This is a genomic window from Paenibacillus taichungensis (assembly GCF_047302525.1).
In the GTDB taxonomy this organism is placed as follows: Bacteria; Bacillota; Bacilli; order Paenibacillales; family Paenibacillaceae; genus Paenibacillus; species Paenibacillus taichungensis_B.
This window is the reverse complement of the sequence record NZ_CP168020.1, coordinates 4,062,442-4,079,760: the sequence shown is the minus strand read 5'-3', so window position 1 is coordinate 4,079,760 and position 17,319 is coordinate 4,062,442. Positions and strand designations below refer to the sequence as shown.

Sequence of the window (17,319 nt, the reverse complement as noted above, 5' to 3'; positions counted from 1 at the left end):
GAATGTAGGGCTATTCGATATTTCAGCAAGTTACATGGGTCGTTTGTTCTTGGTTCTTTGGCAGATGAAGAAAGCCCATTTATGACATGCATGCATTGAATTAGGCGTTAGCCGTTGCGCGGTAAGATGGTTCTGTTTCTGGTTTTTCAGGACCAGACCATCGTGGCAAAGTTAAGGTGAAAAGGCTGCCTTCAGGACTGCTGGAGGTCAGGGATAAATCCCCTCCCTGAGCTCGAGCAAGCAAGCGGCTATAGGTCAGTCCCAGACCTAGCCCGCGGGTACGGCGTTTTTTGATCTCGCCACGGTAAAAACGTTCGAAGATCTTGGGTTGATCTTCTTTAGTGATACCCGTACCGTTATCCTGCACATCAACAAACAAGTTTTCCGCCTCAGCGCGCAAACGGATATGAAAGACGGCAGCTTGGTCGGAAGCGGCTGCTTGCAGTCCGTTATTGAGCAGGTTGACAATAATCTGCTGAATGCGAAGGGCATCACCGATGGTATAGAGCGTACCCGAAGGTGTATGCAATTCAATCTCGGGAGACTTGTCCTCATAAGCGATTTTCCACTGATAGATAATCTCACCCACCAGCAAATTCAAATCTATGCGTTCCCGACGAACAGCGACACTTCCAGCGCTCATCGCATTGTAATCCAGCAGGTCAGCGACCATGCGTTCCATACGTTCGGATTCTTTGAGTGCGATGTCCAGAAATTCCTTCGCTTCCTCCGGACTAACGATATCATCCCGGACAGCCATCACAAGTCCTTTAATGGACGTTACCGGCGTTTTCAATTCATGGGTTACCCCAGCAAGTGACAGGGCACGCCATTCCTCCAATTGCTGCAAACGAATGGACATCTCGCGAAAAGATTCAACGAGTTCATTCATCTCCCTTTCCCGTGTGTTCAGATCCAAATTGACTTCATAGTTTCCGTTTCGAATCTGCTCCGCGGCGTGGGCGACCTGGCGAATAGGCCTGGAGAGCTTGCGGGACAGGAGGTAGATTGTAAACCAACCACACAGAATTAAAGCAACGAACAGGATGCACACCACCAGCATCGTTTCCGGATTGTATGCAATGGACTTTTTGGATTGCATGACCCACACTTTACCGAGCGTCTGATCGTCATCTGTGACGTTGACCGTTACCCCGGCGAATTTTTTGTTTCTTGGTTCGCGTAGGTCGTCAGACAGCCTATTATACACATCTTGCTGTGTCATTTTCGGTTTCGAATAGATCAATTGATTATTGTTGTCGAGCACCATAATACAAAAGTAATTATCTGTATTGAAAAGCTTGGTACGTTTGTCCATGAGCCTGTCGAGATCCGGGGGAATATGCAGTTTGTTTTCCGCTCCCGTTACCTTTTCGGCGATTTCCAACCCCAGCAGCTGGGCCGTTTTGAGACCTTTCTCAATGGAAGTGGTTCTGATCCAGTAGAGTGCCCCTGCAACAATAATGGTGAAACCGATGCAGAGGATTAGAAAATATCGAAGCGTCCAGTAGGACAGAATGGATGTTTTACGTTTGGTTGTATTTCGTTTTAGTTGGCGATCCAAAATTGATACCCCATTCCCCGTAAAGTCCGAATTTCTCCCGTTTCCGGCAGCCAGTGGGATAACGCCTGACGCAGCCGTTTGATCGACAGGTCCACAGCCCGGTCACTTCCGTCATAATCCATGCCCCATACCTGTTCAATGAGATGGTCCCGGGTAAATGTGCGGTTGGGGTATTCCGATAGAAACAGAAGAAGTGACAAATCACGTGGTGTGAGTGCAACCTCGGCACCGTTCAAAAGTACCTGTTTGGCAGCCAGATCAATGACCAGATTACCAAAATAACGTTTGCCCTCACCTTCAGCTGTCCAGTGTGGATTGCGGCGAAGCACAGCATTGACCCTGGCGACCACTTCCTCGGGCACAAAAGGTTTGCTCATATAATCGTCAGCACCGGCATTCAGCCCATTCAGGCGGTCCTGAATATCATCCAGTGCGGTTAACATAATGACGGGACAAGCACTTTTTTCGCGGATGATTCGCAGCAGATCCCAACCGTCCATTCCGGGCAGCATGACATCCAGCAAAACCAAGGAAGGCACATCCGAATCAAATAGAGTTAGGGCAGTGGGTCCATCCGCTGCATGACGAACGTCGAATCCCGCTTTTCGAAGATAGGCAGCCAGCACACGTGCAATGGCTTGTTCATCTTCGACGATGAGTATGGATTTCAAGAAGGTGTCTCCTTTCACGTCAGAAGCTTGTGTACTGATTTTACATGAGTGGCAGCACAATGCCAATGAGGCAATTATTTTCAGAAAAAAATGCGTTGTACATCATTTCTTGACGTCATCCTGACACATTGGGCTGGTAAGATGCTGATAAATAACCAACTTATACAGTTACCCATTGGAGGGAAATAGAGATGAATAAAAAGACAAAAACATGGATGATCTCAGGTGCGGCAGCAATCGTTATTCTTGGGGGCGGAGGGTACTATTTCGCGAACAATTACCTGGGGAACAACGTTGAGATTGAACAGGTGCTTCCTGCCAGCACTGCAGCGTCCACAACGGAAGCCGGATCGGACAGTGGCACAAGCGTGTCCAACGTTGCAGCGGGAGCAGAGCAATTGAATGGAGACTGGAGCATCAGCGAAGGTTCAAAAGTATATTTCTCGGTAACGACATCACAGGAGACCGTCAATTTTGCGGACGAGCAGGTTAGTGGTAACCTGACCCTTAATGTAGACGATGCTTCCCAGGTGAAAGCGGATGGACAGATCGAGATAAGTGCAATAGACTCGGGCAACAGTCAGCGGGATAATCATGTGAAGGGGGCTGATTTCTTCGATGCAAGCACTTATCCAGAAGCTACATTTAAGGCTACCTCATTTGAAGGTGTACCCACGGAATGGCCAGCAGGGCAAACTGTAGATTTTAAAATGAACGGAACCCTAACGGTAAAAGGGATTGAAAAAGAGGTAATGTTTGACGTAAAAGCTGCTTACGAAAATGACCAGGTGTTGTTGTCCGCCACAACGATGGTTACCTTTGAAGATTTTGGTATGGAGAATCCACATTCGGTGGTCCTTTCTACTGAAAATGACATTCAGGTTCAACTGGAGCTGAAGCTCAGCAAGTAAGCATATAGTAAGGCTAAAATCTGTTCCAATCTGCCTAATGAGGCAGAGGGACAGATTTTTTTTGTTAGGAATGGGAATCGATCCACAGTGAGCAAGGAATTACCATTCGATGTGTTAAAATAACTGCTGTTTCCTTGGCATAATACCGTGTCCTCGTTTGGTGTAAAGCGCTTACAATGATAATGATTTACAACATTCATTGTTCAAAGTTGAACCAGACAAATGATAAGGGGGAGATCAAGCGTGCACAAAAGATACATAAGCGGCTGTCTCGTATTACTGATGTTGTTCTGTGATCTGGGTCTAGTAGTTCGGCCCGCAGCGGCAGCGGCGAAAGTAAACGTTTCGCTGAATAAGGCGGTTACGGTCAGCTCAGAGGATCTACAGTGGGGAGGAAATAAGGAACATGCGGTGGATGGCAAAGGAGATACGAATTGGAGCGCGAACAGTGCAACCTCAGTGGATCAGCCGCATTGGCTGACGGTAAACTTGGGAGCTTCATACAACCTTTCCGGTGCGGAACTAACGTGGAAGGATGCAAACGAAGTTGTGAAGTTTTTGGTTGAAGTTTCTGAGGACGGAAATACATGGACACCTGTGGCGGATCACTCTGCGAACGATAAAGCGGAGTCGCTGGTCAAGCTGGATTTCGAGGCGGATGTGGTTCAGTATGTTAAGATCACCATTCCTTATTATGCGGGTACCGACTGGTGGCCTGGCATTTCCGAGCTTCAAATCTGGGGAGAGGAAGAGGTACGGAACCCAGCAGACATCGTGGATTATGATGAAGTCAACGTGTCTACCGTAAGTCGTACTGCTCCTGTTCTGCCAGCAGAAGTCACGGCGCATTACCAGAACGGGAAATCGGGCCTTGTCCCGGTTGCATGGGAGGAAGTTGCCCCTTCACAATATGCATCAGCAGGCAGCTTTACCGTTACAGGTGATGTATATGGAGCTCCCGTTCAACCTGTAGCTACCGTTACGGTAGAAGGATATCGCAGTGATTTTGTCAGAGGGGTGGATATTTCCACGTTAACAGCCATTGAGGATAATGGAGGTTACTATCTGGACAGTAATGGCGCAGAACGCGATCTGCTCGATATTCTCAAAGATCGTGGTGTGAATTATGTACGGCTTCGTCTGTGGAATGATCCACAGAAATCCAATGGGTACAACGACAAGGAAGATGTGATTCGTCTGGCCCAGCGGGTAAAAGAGAAAGGCATGAAGATCCTGCTCGACTTCCATTATTCCGATGAATGGGCACATCCCGGTCAACAGCTTCGTCCCAAGGTTTGGGAAAATCTCTCGTTCGAAGACTTGAAGACGGCGGTGTATGATTACACGCGTGAAGTGGTAGGCGAGATGAAGGATGCGGGCGCGATGCCCGACATGGTACAGATCGGTAACGAAATCAACAGTGGCGTGTTAAACGGATTGAAGAGTAACGTCAACTTTGATGAAAACGTTGCCTTCCTTCAGCGAGGAGTGGATGGCGTTCGCGCGATCCAAGGCGGAGATCAGGTTCAAATCATGATCCATCTGGCTGAAGGGGGCAAAGCCGATACATTTGACTGGTACTTCGGCGAATTGCAGAAAAAGGGGCTGCAGTACGATATCATCGGGCTTTCCTATTATCCATTCTGGCACGGAACATTCGCAGATGTGCGCAAAACGATGAATGAAGTATCTGCGAAATATGGAAAAGAAGTCATTATTGCTGAGACGTCATATCCATTCTCGTATAAAAACGGGGACGCTCACGGCAATATTATCGGCAACCCGGAAACGCTGAATGTGGGAGGTGCTACCTTCCCGGCAACCGTGCAGGGACAATACGATGCCATTGCAGGCATCATGGACATGATCTCACAAGTTCGGGATCAGAAGGGAGCGGGTTTCTTCTATTGGGAGCCTGCATGGATTGCGGCCAATGTAGGCTGGATTGCTTCCGAGGGAGACGCATGGGAAAATCACGCCATGTTCGATTATGACGAATATCCGGCGAATGGCGGTTACTCGTATGAAGGGCGTGCCCTACCATCGCTGGATGTGTACAAACGCGGCCTGGACATTCTTCCCGCAGATCGGAAAGAGCTGTCGGCAGCGATTACACGTGCAAAGGCGCTGGTATCCAGTGATTTTACACCTGAAAGCTGGAGCACACTCGCTCCAGCCATTGCGGCAGCCGAGCATACGTACAATTTGGCTTATACATCTGGTGTGACACAACAGGATACAGACGCTGCGACTACCGCTCTTCATGAGGTTATGCAGCAGCTTGATGTTATAGCGGCGAATCGGAACGCTCTCGAAGCGATCATTGCCGAAGCCAAAGCATATAAACAAGCGGATTGGTCTGCTGCAACATGGGCTGTTCTGACCAAGGCTCTTACTCGTGCAGAACAGGTTATGACAGACCCAAGAGCCACCCAGACTGAGGTGAATACAGCAGCAAATCAAGTGGAAGCAGCAATTCATGGGTTGTCCAATGTAGACAAAACTGAGCTGATACACTTCATCGGTGAAACACAGCAGTTGACCGAGTCGTCATATACACAGCGAAGCTGGGCAAACCTGAAAGCGGCATTGTTATCGGCAATCACGGTCAGAGATAAGCAGGATGCCATACAATCCGAAGTGCAGGAGGCACTGACTGCACTTCAAAAAGCGAATAACAACCTTGTTTTGCTGGATGCATTAACAACAGGCAAAACAGCTACCGCATCAAGCAGTGCAGGTACAGGTGGTGGAAAAACCAACTCGCCTGAGGGAGCGATTGACAGTGATCCCAATACTTCATGGGGGACCGATCAGAGCGTAGGTAGTTGGTGGCAAGTGGATCTGGGAGCAACCGCTGTGATCCGCAAGCTGGAAATGTCCATGTGGAGTGGAGGCATTAAATACAAGATCGAAGTATCCAACGATAACGAGAACTTTGTCAAAGTCGTGGATACAACAAGTGATGTGGTTGTATCCACCAGTCCAAGACATATCCTGCCCGCAGGTACGGAGGCGCGTTATATTCGACTTACAGTAACGGCAGGTTCTGAGTGGGTAGGCTTTATGGATTTTGAAGCGTACGGGGTGTTCCCGGCGGACAAATCTGCCCTGGAGACTATAGTAAATTCCGCTGCGAAGCTGCATCAAAGTAATTACACGGCCGCAAGCTGGAATGGGTTTGCACAGGCACTGTCGTTTGCTCGTGTGCTTATGGATGATGCAGAGGCCAGTGTACAGGAAATCGGTGCTGCGGATAACGCATTGAAAGAGGCGGTTAGTCAGCTTGTACGGCAAGAGTCGCCCCCGGGTCAGCCGTCACAGCCCGGTCAACCTGCGCAGCCTTCCACGCCTGGATCATCCCAGAATCCCGGCAATCCTCCTGTAACGCCACCTGTTGAATCCGGTAATCCAGGAGAAAGTGGTTCCATTACATTCAAAGGGACAAGTACCGGAGCGGGCACCTATGTGATTCAACCTGAGATGAAACAATTGTCTCAAATGATTGACGGAATGGGAGCAGGGAGCAAAAAGCTAACCTTGATTGCAGATGTTCCTAAGGATACAAAGGCTGTGACCTTTCGGCTCAATGCAAATCAACTTCAGGAATGGGCACGTACTCAGGCATTACAGTCGCTGGAGCTGACCATGAAACAGACATCTGCCCGCATCCCATTAAGTTTATTGAAGGATGCTCGTAGTGAAGATGGGGATACAATGGATGTCATTCTGGCCGAAGACTCCACAGCGAATCTGTCTGAAGCGCAAAAGAAAGCCATCGGTAACCGCAACGTGGTCAGCGTGGATCTGTTGTTAAACGGACAGCCGTTACAGTGGACTGATAGATCCATTGAAATTGCGATGTCGAATGTTCAAAATTCAAATGCAGAAGACGTTGTGCTGGTTATCCAATCCCTTTTGCCAAATGGTGAAATGAAACCAGTAACCTTTACTCAATATGATGAAATGACCCAAAGCCTGGCTTTCAAGCCGCTTCAATCAGGCCGTTTCGTGATTACTGAAGTGCAGGTACCGTTGAATGATTTGCAATCCTACTCCTGGGCTATAAAAGAGGTTCAGAGTCTGTATGGAAAAGGAATCATTTCAGGCATGACAGATACAAGATTCAGTCCGCAAGGAGAACTGACACGAGCACAATTTTTGCAAATGATCATGAAGGGCATTGGCGAATCACGTTTGCCGGATACATCCATTTCAGCTCCAATGGATGTGAAGAATGATCAGTGGTATTCAGATTCCGTACGTCTTGGTCTGGAGATGGAAATCGTGCAAGGCCGAGCAGACGGATCATTCGCAGCAAATGAACGTATTACCCGCGAGGACATGGCGGTGATGTTAAACCGTGCGATACAGGTCATGAAGCAGAACACCAGTGCAGCCGTTGATTCTTCATCAGGTAGTATCGGATTCAATGACAATGCAGATATCGCTGAATATGCAAAACAAGCTGTTGCAGCCATGCAGGAGCAAGGCCTGCTTAGAGGAAAGGCAGATGGCTCGTTTGCGCCTAAACAGCATGCCAACCGTGCACAGGGGGCAGTAGCTGTAGCCAGAATGATGGAGCAGATCTATTCATTCTAAGTGTATACATGAAATAGGGATCGGGTCTTTCTGGCTCGATCTCTATATTTGTGTATTCAACTAAAAATGTAGACATTAAGGAACCCATTCTGCTATGATTTCAATGATAATGATTACCATTATCACAAAAAGCATTGAATTATAGGGGGCCATCATGTTTATGTTTAAATCCAAATCAATTCTTTCCATTTGCACGTTATTTATTGTGTTTACGCTTGTTCTTGCGGGCTGCGGAAATACAGGAAAGGCAACGGATGAAACGGGGAGCGGATCAGGACAGACGACTGAGAATCAGGAATCCACTGGAACCGATATAGCTCAGAATGAATCAACGGAAAGTGAAACACGCGATTATGAGACGGATAAAGGGACTGTTACCATTCCTGCACATCCAAAACGCATCGTGACCGATTACTATGGGGGCGAAATTCTGTCTGTAGGCGGTAATCTGATTGGTGTGGAGCCAAGTGCCTTTGATAATCCGTTTATTAAGGACAAGCTAAAAGACACTACAGACGTGGGTTATCCGGTTAACGTGGAGAAGACGCTGGAATTACAGCCTGACTTGATCGTTGTGATGTATGATGATAATTACGAGGAACTTTCCAAAATTGCACCAACTGTGCATATCCCATATGGTACAGCCACAGATATCTACAAGACAGTTGAGCTGTTTGGTGATTTGATTGGTCAACCTGATCAGGCGAAGGCGTTCATTGCCGATTATGAGAAAAAGGCGGCAGAAGGACGCGAGAAGCTGAAAGGCATCGTGGACGAAAATACAACCGTTGGGTTATACGAGTTGACGGACAAAGGAGATCTGTGGATCTTTGGCGACAACGCAGGCCGGGGCGGACAAGTTGTATACAATGCTTTGAAGCTGAAAATGCCGAGCAAGGTGAGCAAAGACAATCAGACTGTGCAGCTATCGCTCGAAGTACTGCCGGAATACGCTACCGATTACATGTTCATGACGGTGTATGATCCTGAGAAAAAAGGCGAAACGCTGAAGGAATTCAAACAGTCCAAAGTATGGAACGGTCTGGATGCGGTGAAGAATTACCGATTCTTCGAGAATGATTTTGACACATTCTATCGATATGATCCGATCGCCATTACAGCCCAGATTGATTTGTTTGTTGATCTGATCTTGAAGAGCGCTGAACAAAACAAATAAATGATGAACAACGTGATGGCTCCTAATGTTAGGCTAGCGCCTCGCCTAACCCATTATGAGTTGTCATTACTGACTATAATTATAGAAAATCGACCTGCCTTATGGTTTCTGCCTAAGGTAGGTCTTTTTTTATGTCATAAGCAAAAAAAAGTTGTTAATGTCATATTGACAATATCAAATTCATTTGTTATCATTTCGACAATATCAAAATGACAATATTAAGAAATGGGGAATGAGCGATGTTTGGATTCCAATTCGTGAAGTTTCAACCCAGTGAGTACGTAATGAAAGTGAAAAATGGGCAGGTGCAGCGTCAAGGTGTAGGTTTATCCTTTTATTATTATGAGCCGACGACATCGGTGGTAGTTCTGCCTGTATCTTCGGTGGATGTACCCTTTATGTTCGAAGAAATAACAGCCGATTATCAAACAGTTACGGTTCAGGGTCAACTGAGCTATCGTATCGTTGATTATATGAAAATCACCCAAAGCTTGAACTACACGTACAATTTGCGCAAAAACAGATATATCTCCGACGATCCTGGCAAGTTGGATCAACGTGTGATTACGACCGCCAAAGTGCTGACCAAAAAACATCTGGAGCAAATGCCCCTGAAGGAAGCCATTCAATCGAGTGAACGGCTGGCCAGCAGCATGAAACGGGAAGTGGTGCAGAGTGAGGAACTGGAGAAATTGGGCGTAGAGCTGATGAGTCTGTCCATTCTGGCCATTTTGCCCAATAAAGAGACGATGCGTGCACTGGAAGCACAAGCGCGGGAAGAGATTTTACGCCAAGCCGACGAAGCGCTGTATGTACGTCGCAATGCATCCATTGAACAGGAGCGGAAAGTGAAGGAGAACGAACTGAACACGGAAATTGCCGTTGAGACGAAGAAACAGCAGATTCGAGAAACGCAATTACATGCTGAGCGTTCGGTGAAACAGAAACAGAATGAGATGGAACAGGAACAGCTCCAATTCAATACGGTGATGGAGGAACGGAAACAACAGTTTATTGAATTAACGATTGCCAATCAGAATGCTGAAGCTGATGCCAAAGCCTATGAAATTGCAGCCGTGATGAACTCGTTACAACAGGTGGAACCTAGCGTGCTACAGGCGATGGCTAACATGGGTATGAACTCGGATAAACTGATTGCCCTTGCATTCCAGGAGCTGGCTGAGAATGCCGGGAAAATTGGACAGCTTAACATTTCGCCGGATCTGCTGCAAGGATTGATGAACCCACCGACAAGAGAGCAGGGAGGTCGCGCACGATGAGACTTGGGAAGGCAAGTCAGACTGTAGCCGCACACATTACTGAAGGAGAACCAATGACCGAATACAAGTTGATTCTGGTCAAACGCAGAACGAGGCTGGAAGAATTGGTGGTCCGCTACAACACGGTCCAACAAGCCCAGTTCTATATTGAACGCCTGGGAGCAGACTTCAGTGATTACCTGGAGGAGGACAGACGTTATCATCATTCCGTGCAGCAGGCCCAGCAGCAGCTCAGCCAACTGGGCCGGGTTCAGACTATTGATCGGGAACATGTGCCCAACTTTATTTTTGGAGCACAGGACATTGTGGTAGTAATCGGACAAGATGGACTTGTTGCCAATACGCTCAAGTATGTAACCGAGCAGCCGCTCATTGGTGTGAATCCTGACCCAATGCGTTGGGATGGGGTATTGCTGCCATTTACGGTAGAGGATCTGAGCTTGATAATTCCTGATGTTATTCGTAAACGCCGCTCCCTGAAAGAAGTGACTCTGGCCAAAGTGGAGCTGAATGATGGGCAGTATCTTTATGGCGTCAACGATCTGTTCATTGGCCGCAAGACGCATGTATCTGCTCGTTATGAAGTTCGCATGGGTTCATCGGTAGAACAACAATCCTCCAGCGGAGTGATTGTATCCACGGGAATGGGATCGACGGGCTGGTTCAAAAGTGTGCTGGCAGGTGCTGCTGGAGTCGTGGGCTCGGAAGCGTGGCAGCACATCCAATCGGGCGAATCGTTCATCCACGATAGAGACAGCAGAAGCTCTCATTCAGGCTCGAGGCCTAGAGGGAATGGTTATTCAGAAGCACATATCGCTGCGACAGTATCTGCACAGGCAAGCATGAGCGGCATGAATCACTTCGGCTGGGATGCGCCTTATCTGTATTTTACAGTACGTGAACCCTTTCCCAGCCGAACGACTGCGACCAATCTGGTGTTTGGACAGATTCATCCGAAACAGCCTTTGCAGATTGTCTCCCAGATGCCGGAGGACGGCGTTATTTTCAGTGACGGGGTAGAACAGGACTTTCTCGAATTTAATTCCGGAGTGGAAGCGACTATTGGCTTGGCAGAGAAACGTGGACGTTTGGTGGTCTAATCCTTTATTTCCAATCCGTTTTTGACTAGAATGGTAAACTAGATGTAGAAGATATGTCAGGGAACGGAAAGAAGGTTGACGATGCAATCGATAATGCTGGTTGAAGATGATGCCAAGCTCGCAGGATTGCTGGGTGAATATCTGATCCGAAATGGTTTTCAAGTGCAGATTGTGGCAGATTTCCGTCATGTTCTGGATGAATTCGTGCAGATCGGCCCGGATTTGGTATTGATGGATGTAAATCTGCCTCAATTTGATGGTTACTACTGGTGTAGACAGATCCGTTCGCATTCCATATGTCCCATTCTATTTATTTCGGCTCGTGACAGTGGCATGGATCAGGTTATGGCGCTGGAACATGGGGCGGATGATTATATTACGAAGCCTTTTCAATATGAGGTCGTACTTGCTAAAGTTCGTAGTCACCTGCGTAGAGCATATGGGATGTATGCAGCTTTTCAACCAGAAATGAAAGTGAAAAATGGCTCTATGCTACTGTACCCCGAAAGATATGTACTGGAGTTCGATGGTCTTTCCGTGGAGCTGACTCAGAAGGAATCCATATTGGTCGAAGCGCTGATGGCCAAGGCCGGTCGGGTGGTGGGCCGGGAACGTTTGCTCGAACTGATGTGGGAAGATCAGCATTTTATTGATGATAATACGTTGAATGTGTACATTACACGTGTTCGCCGCAAGCTGAAGGATCTGGGGGCTGAAGAAGTTTTGGAAACCGTTCGCGGAGCGGGCTACCGATTGCTTGATTTGGGGTCACCTGTCCAAGAGGACCGACAATGAAACTGTTCTTAAGAGATCAGCTACCCCTCATCGGATTTTATTTGCTGCAAATGCTGCTTGTCCCATGTGTATATTGGCTCTCAGGTGAGGGACGCCCCATGAGAATTGTCCTTTATGGCATGTTACTGAGTACAGTGGTATTGATCGTGTATCTGACCGTGCGTTATTTTCAGCTCCATCCATATTACCGCGTGCTCCAGCAACCACAACGGTTAGTACAGGAGCCTTTCCAATCACTTGGCAATGCCCCTGTGGCTGATTCATTACAGGAATTAATGCGTGAACTGGAGTGTAACCGTCAGGATGAGATTGGTCAATTGCGCAGTCATAATGAGCAGCAGGTTGTATTCATGAATCGTTGGGTGCATCAGATGAAGACCCCCTTGTCCATTATTCAGTTGACCCTGGAAGATTTGGATGATGATAAAACTGCAGGCAGCATACAGGATGAGCTGGATAAAATGCGCAAAGGGTTGGAAATGGTACTTCATTCTTCACGTCTGGAGCAGTTCGAGGGGGATTTTCGTGTAGAGCTTCTATCTCTACCCGAGGTGGTTCGAAGCAGCGTAGCTGAGAATCGACGTTTGTTTATTCGCAGAGGAATTACGCCGGATATCCGAATGGACAACGACCTTCAAGTCTACAGTGACTCCAAATGGCTGCGGTTCATGTTTACACAAATTTTGACCAATGCTGTCAATTACTCAGATAGCAAAGCAGGTAAAAAAGTCATGATTACCGCCTATATTGAGGAAGAACGAATTGTATTAGATATTCAGGATCAGGGTATCGGCATATCGGCTGAAGATATTCAACGTGTGTTTAATCCTTACTTCACCGGAGAGCGGGGAAGACAGTATCATGAATCTACGGGCATGGGACTGTATCTGGTCCGTGAGATCAGTACACGTTTGGGTAACCAGATAGAATTGTTCTCCAAACCCGATGAAGGAACATTGGTCCGATTCAGCTGGATGAATCGAAAATAGAGGTGCTTTGCCTATCGGCGAGGTGCTTTTTTTTATGGAATAGGAAGAAGGGGGAACATAACCTTAAACGCTGTGTAAGGAAAGTTTAAGGTAAATCGATAGCAGGGTTGTAGGAGGTAGTTTAGGATAAGGATATGAAAAGAAAGCATAGTTTAGTTGGAGGGGAAACACCATGGAAATGTTGCAAGTTTCGGCACTAAACAAAGTGTATCAGGGCAAAGTGCAGACTCAAGCCCTTAGTGATATTCATCTGACCATCAAGCAGGGTGAATTTGTAGGGATTATGGGGCCATCGGGCAGTGGGAAAACGACTTTGCTCAATATGGTTTCGACCATTGATGAGCCAAGTTCAGGCAAGGTGCTGATTAATGGCATGAATCCGTTTGATATGAAAAAGAAAGAACTCGCCATGTTCCGACGCCGGGAACTCGGGTTTGTATTTCAGGATTTTAATCTGCTCGATACCTTGACCGTTGCTGAAAATATAGTACTCCCATTGACGTTGGACAAGGTCAAGCTGAAGGAGATGGAGAGCAGACTCGATCGGATTACCGCTCAGCTTGGAATTAATCACATTTTGGATAAACGCGTGTATGAAATTTCGGGCGGACAGCGGCAACGTACAGCCATTGCCAGAGCCATGATTAATATGCCATCTATTGTACTGGCCGATGAACCGACTGGTGCATTGGACTCCACGTCATCTCAAGCGGTAATGGAATCACTTGAACAGATCAACCAGCAAGAGAAAACAACCATTATGCTGGTCACACATGATCCGCTTGCCGCAAGTTACTGCCATCGAATTGTATTTATCAAGGATGGCAAGCTCGCAGCCGAGGTGCATCGTGGCGATAACCGCCAGACGTTCTTTCAACGGATTATTGATACATTATCCTTCTGGGGAGGGAATTCGCATGAGCTTTCCTCAGTTCGCCTTTAACAACATTCGCCGAAACGTACGAGCGTACATCGCCTTTTTCCTAAGCAGTGCATTCATGGTCATGATTTTCTTCGCGTATGCGATGTTTATCTACCACCCGTTTGTTGAGAAATTGCCGATTGGCAAGACCACGGCAGCGGGAATGCAGGTTGCCTCCGTCATCGTATACGTTTTCGCGATCTTCTTTGTTATGTATTCTATTAGTGCATTTCTGAAATCACGGAACAAGGAATTCGGTATTCTAACCATCTTGGGCGCAGAACCGGGACAGATCCGAAGACTGGTCATTCTGGAAAATATGTTTATCGGATGTCTGTCCATTGTGGCTGGAATAGGTGGAGGCATGTTATTATCCAAGCTGTTCCTGATGTTAACCACCCGATTTATCGGTATGGAAGACCTGCCTTTTTATTTCCCGGTAAAGGCCATGTTGATTACAGTGATTGCTTTTTTAGTATTGTTTTTTTGTATTTCCCTGTTCACACTGATCTTTATCGGAAATAAGCGGGCATTGGAGCTGCTAACGGGCACGAGCAAACCCAAAAAGGAACCTAAAGCATCATGGGTATTCTCTATTCTTGGGCTTGCGTTTCTGGCTACGGGATTCATTGCGCTATACGGCAGTTTGTCGAGTGAGAGTATTCTGATCGCTGCTGTGACAGGCATTGCAGGTACGTATTTTTTCTACTCGCAGCTTTCCGTGCTGGCCATTCGTCTGTTGAAACGTAACCGCAAACGGGTGTGGCATGGTACACGCTTGCTGTGGATTTCGGAGATGAGTTACAAAATAAAAGATAACGCACGCATGCTGTTTATGGTGACAGTGGTTATTGCGATTGCTTCCATGAGTGCAGTGGTCATTTTGTCGCTGGATCAACAGAATCGACAAGTGTTTAGAGACAATCATTTTCCGATTCGTTATAACGTGTACAGTGCATCGGAAAAGCCTAACATGGCACCAGTCAATGAGGTTCTTGATGCTGCCGGTCTTCAATATCAGGATGCTTATCTGGAATATTTTTGGGCAAGTACAGATGACAGTGGCATCAGTGTGATGTCTCTAAGTGATTTCAACCAGTTCAACACAATCCAGAACAAACCGACCTATACGCTCGCATCCCATACCGGCATATTCATTGATTCTCGCGTTTTGGATAAGCCTCGTCATCAGGAAAGATTTCGTGCCTATGCCAAGGGGGATCAGTTAACGCTGGCTATGAATTCAGGGCCTGTTTCACTCGATATTAAATACACTGAAAATGAACCGGAATTCAACGGGCTTCTGTATACATCAGCCCTAGTTATTGTAAGTGATGAAGAGTTTAAGGCTCTTGCCGGACAATTGGACAAAGATGCTGTTTCCGGTAAGTATCTTTATCATATCCCTTCATGGGGTGGATCGGTGCCCGATCGGCAATCATCCGAAGCGATGGTGAGCGATCGGCTGGAGGGCATGGATGAGATCATTAGAAATAACTCTAATGATAAAGGCTTTTCCGGCTTTTTCACGACCCGCTATGGAGACTTTGAAAACTTTAGACAGACGACGGCACTCTTTACCTTTTTGGGGATATTCATTGGACTGATCTTCTCGATCTCCTCAGCCAGCTTTCTCTATTTCAGACTGCACACGGATCTTGAGGCAGATGGCAAAATGGTGCATTCCTTGTCTAAAATGGGTCTCAGTTTTCAGGAGATGAAACGATCATCCACAATTCAGATCGCGGTTCTCTTTTTCTTACCAATCCTGATCTCAATTGTTGAAACGCTCGTTGTGGTAAAACCGTTCCTGAAGGAATTCGGTATCACGGAATATTCGGTGCCTGTGTTAACTGTGTTTGGCGCGTTTCTACTGGCACAGACCTTCTATTTCTTCGTCATTCGTTCAAGATATATATCTTCACTACGGAAAATGATGGTTTAGTATTTGCGGTTTTTTATTAACCTGGTCATGTCCCCTGTTTTTGTTCTCTATGCTCCGGTTAATGGAGTGATAGATCATATATGAACATGAGAGGGGTCATCCCGGATGTGGACTGCATTCATGTGGGGCGCCATCTCCGCCTCGGCTGTTGTCATTGGAGCACTTGCTGCGCTTTTCCTGAAAATCCCCAAACGAGTTATAGGCTGGATCATGGCTTTTGGTACAGGTTCCTGGAGCAGCTTCCTGATGAGATGGCCGCGGCTATTGGGGGATTTGCCGGAGGAGGCATTATTGCGATGATCTGCTCCACCATGATGCCAGAAGCGTTCGAAGAAGGCGGGCCCGTGGTAGGCTTTATTGCTTCGATGGGACTGCTTGTATCTCTTTTGCTTGACCTTTGATTCCTTGAGTTAAATGGGGGAGAAGAGTACCTTTCAGATGATGATCTGGAGTAAGGTACTCTTTTTTTTACGTTGTGTTTTCTTGTGCTAAGCACTGGAGTTACATATAATTTTAGGTAGAACAATTGGGAAATGTTGAGTGATTGCTTTTAGCGATTGTCATCATGCAGGGGAAAGGCGGGGATTGAAAATGAAACGTTTCGAGGATGAAGGGGCTTATAAATATAGCTTCTACGCTGTTCTTCGCCGGGGAGAGCAGGTCGATGTGAAATGTAAACCATGCGGCGGGCACGCCTTTATTGTCATAGAAGATGACCATCTGGCGTGGAAATGTTCGCAATGTTACGCTCATGGAATGCTAGAGACGGAATATCAGTACAATGCCAAGGACAATTGCGCCCAATGTGAGCGCTGGTTCAATGTTGAAGTGACGGATGAGAAAAAGATAACTCACAAATCGTCACATATCGAATGCCCGCACTGCGGGACTGTTAATCATGTCGAATTACATAAAAAGCTTGCTTGTAGAGGGTACTACCCCGATATTCGAGATGGGCGCGATCCTACTTTTGATATGGAATTGTATTTTCTGGACTATGTCAGAGGCAAAGTGATGTGGGCTGTTAATCGGGAGCATTTAAACTATCTGATCTCATATATTTCGGCTGATTTGCGCGTGAAACCTGGAAATGTACCTTTGAAGACGGCTTCACATTCCATCCCCGTTTATATCAAGAACGCCAAGAACAGGGAGCTGGTTGTCCGCACATTGACCAAACTTCAACATAAGACTGGATAAACCAGCAGAACGCGAGTCGTTAAGGAGGTCGATCATGAAATTCCGTTTAAAGATTACGATATTTGCAGTGATTATAGGCGTATTACTCATTCCAGTCTATTTCATTTTACAGACGTATGGTGTGTTTCAAAAAGAGAAGGTACTCTCTGACTATGCTCTTGCT

The 17,319-nt window shown here is 46.8% G+C and carries 12 protein-coding genes and 1 pseudogene; 11 read left to right on the top strand and 2 right to left on the bottom strand.

Going from position 1 to position 17,319, the window contains the following annotated elements; genetic code table 11:
* Positions 1–100 precede the first annotated feature (100 nt).
* Positions 101–1,564, bottom strand: a complete 1,464-nt coding sequence (locus ACDJ58_RS18150) for an ATP-binding protein (RefSeq protein WP_413372259.1) — start codon at positions 1,562–1,564, stop codon at positions 101–103.
* A complete protein-coding gene (locus tag ACDJ58_RS18145) occupies positions 1,549–2,235 on the bottom strand; it encodes a response regulator transcription factor (RefSeq protein ID WP_091000319.1) in 687 nt (228 codons plus the stop codon). The genes ACDJ58_RS18150 and ACDJ58_RS18145 overlap by 16 nt, the downstream gene beginning before the upstream one ends.
* 191 nt (positions 2,236–2,426) lie before the next feature.
* Between ACDJ58_RS18145 and ACDJ58_RS18140 the strand changes: the two genes are divergently transcribed.
* From ACDJ58_RS18140 to ACDJ58_RS18090, 11 genes and pseudogenes are all read left to right on the top strand, one after another.
* Positions 2,427–3,146: a YceI family protein gene (locus tag ACDJ58_RS18140; RefSeq protein ID WP_413372258.1), complete on the top strand. Its 720-nt coding sequence runs from the start codon at positions 2,427–2,429 to the stop codon at positions 3,144–3,146.
* Between the two features lie 243 nt (positions 3,147–3,389).
* Positions 3,390–7,748, top strand: a complete 4,359-nt coding sequence (locus tag ACDJ58_RS18135; protein ID WP_413372257.1) for a glycosyl hydrolase 53 family protein — start codon at positions 3,390–3,392, stop codon at positions 7,746–7,748.
* Between the two features lie 160 nt (positions 7,749–7,908).
* A complete protein-coding gene (locus ACDJ58_RS18130) occupies positions 7,909–8,925 on the top strand; it encodes an iron-hydroxamate ABC transporter substrate-binding protein (RefSeq protein ID WP_413379729.1) in 1,017 nt (338 codons plus the stop codon).
* Between the two features lie 239 nt (positions 8,926–9,164).
* A complete protein-coding gene (locus tag ACDJ58_RS18125; protein ID WP_413372256.1) occupies positions 9,165–10,205 on the top strand; it encodes an SPFH domain-containing protein in 1,041 nt (346 codons plus the stop codon).
* Positions 10,202–11,305 carry a sugar kinase gene (locus ACDJ58_RS18120; protein ID WP_413372255.1) on the top strand — a complete coding sequence of 368 codons (1,104 nt, stop codon included), beginning with the start codon at positions 10,202–10,204 and terminating at the stop codon, positions 11,303–11,305. The genes ACDJ58_RS18125 and ACDJ58_RS18120 overlap by 4 nt, the downstream gene beginning before the upstream one ends.
* A gap of 81 nt (positions 11,306–11,386) precedes the next feature.
* On the top strand, positions 11,387–12,100 hold the full coding sequence (locus ACDJ58_RS18115) for a response regulator transcription factor (RefSeq protein WP_413372254.1): 714 nt from the start codon (positions 11,387–11,389) through the stop codon (positions 12,098–12,100).
* Entirely contained in the window at positions 12,097–13,089 is a 993-nt protein-coding gene (locus ACDJ58_RS18110) for a sensor histidine kinase (RefSeq protein ID WP_413372253.1), read from the top strand. The genes ACDJ58_RS18115 and ACDJ58_RS18110 overlap by 4 nt, the downstream gene beginning before the upstream one ends.
* A 172-nt stretch (positions 13,090–13,261) precedes the next feature.
* Positions 13,262–14,032: an ABC transporter ATP-binding protein gene (locus tag ACDJ58_RS18105; RefSeq protein ID WP_413372252.1), complete on the top strand. Its 771-nt coding sequence runs from the start codon at positions 13,262–13,264 to the stop codon at positions 14,030–14,032.
* Positions 14,007–15,956, top strand: a complete 1,950-nt coding sequence (locus tag ACDJ58_RS18100; protein ID WP_413372250.1) for an FtsX-like permease family protein — start codon at positions 14,007–14,009, stop codon at positions 15,954–15,956. The genes ACDJ58_RS18105 and ACDJ58_RS18100 overlap by 26 nt, the downstream gene beginning before the upstream one ends.
* A 263-nt stretch (positions 15,957–16,219) precedes the next feature.
* A pseudogene (locus ACDJ58_RS18095) lies at positions 16,220–16,357 on the top strand (ZIP family metal transporter); the annotation flags it as partial.
* A gap of 190 nt (positions 16,358–16,547) precedes the next feature.
* Complete coding sequence (locus ACDJ58_RS18090; RefSeq protein WP_413372249.1) at positions 16,548–17,156, top strand: hypothetical protein; 609 nt, start codon at positions 16,548–16,550, stop codon at positions 17,154–17,156.
* Positions 17,157–17,319: the final 163 nt, after the last annotated feature.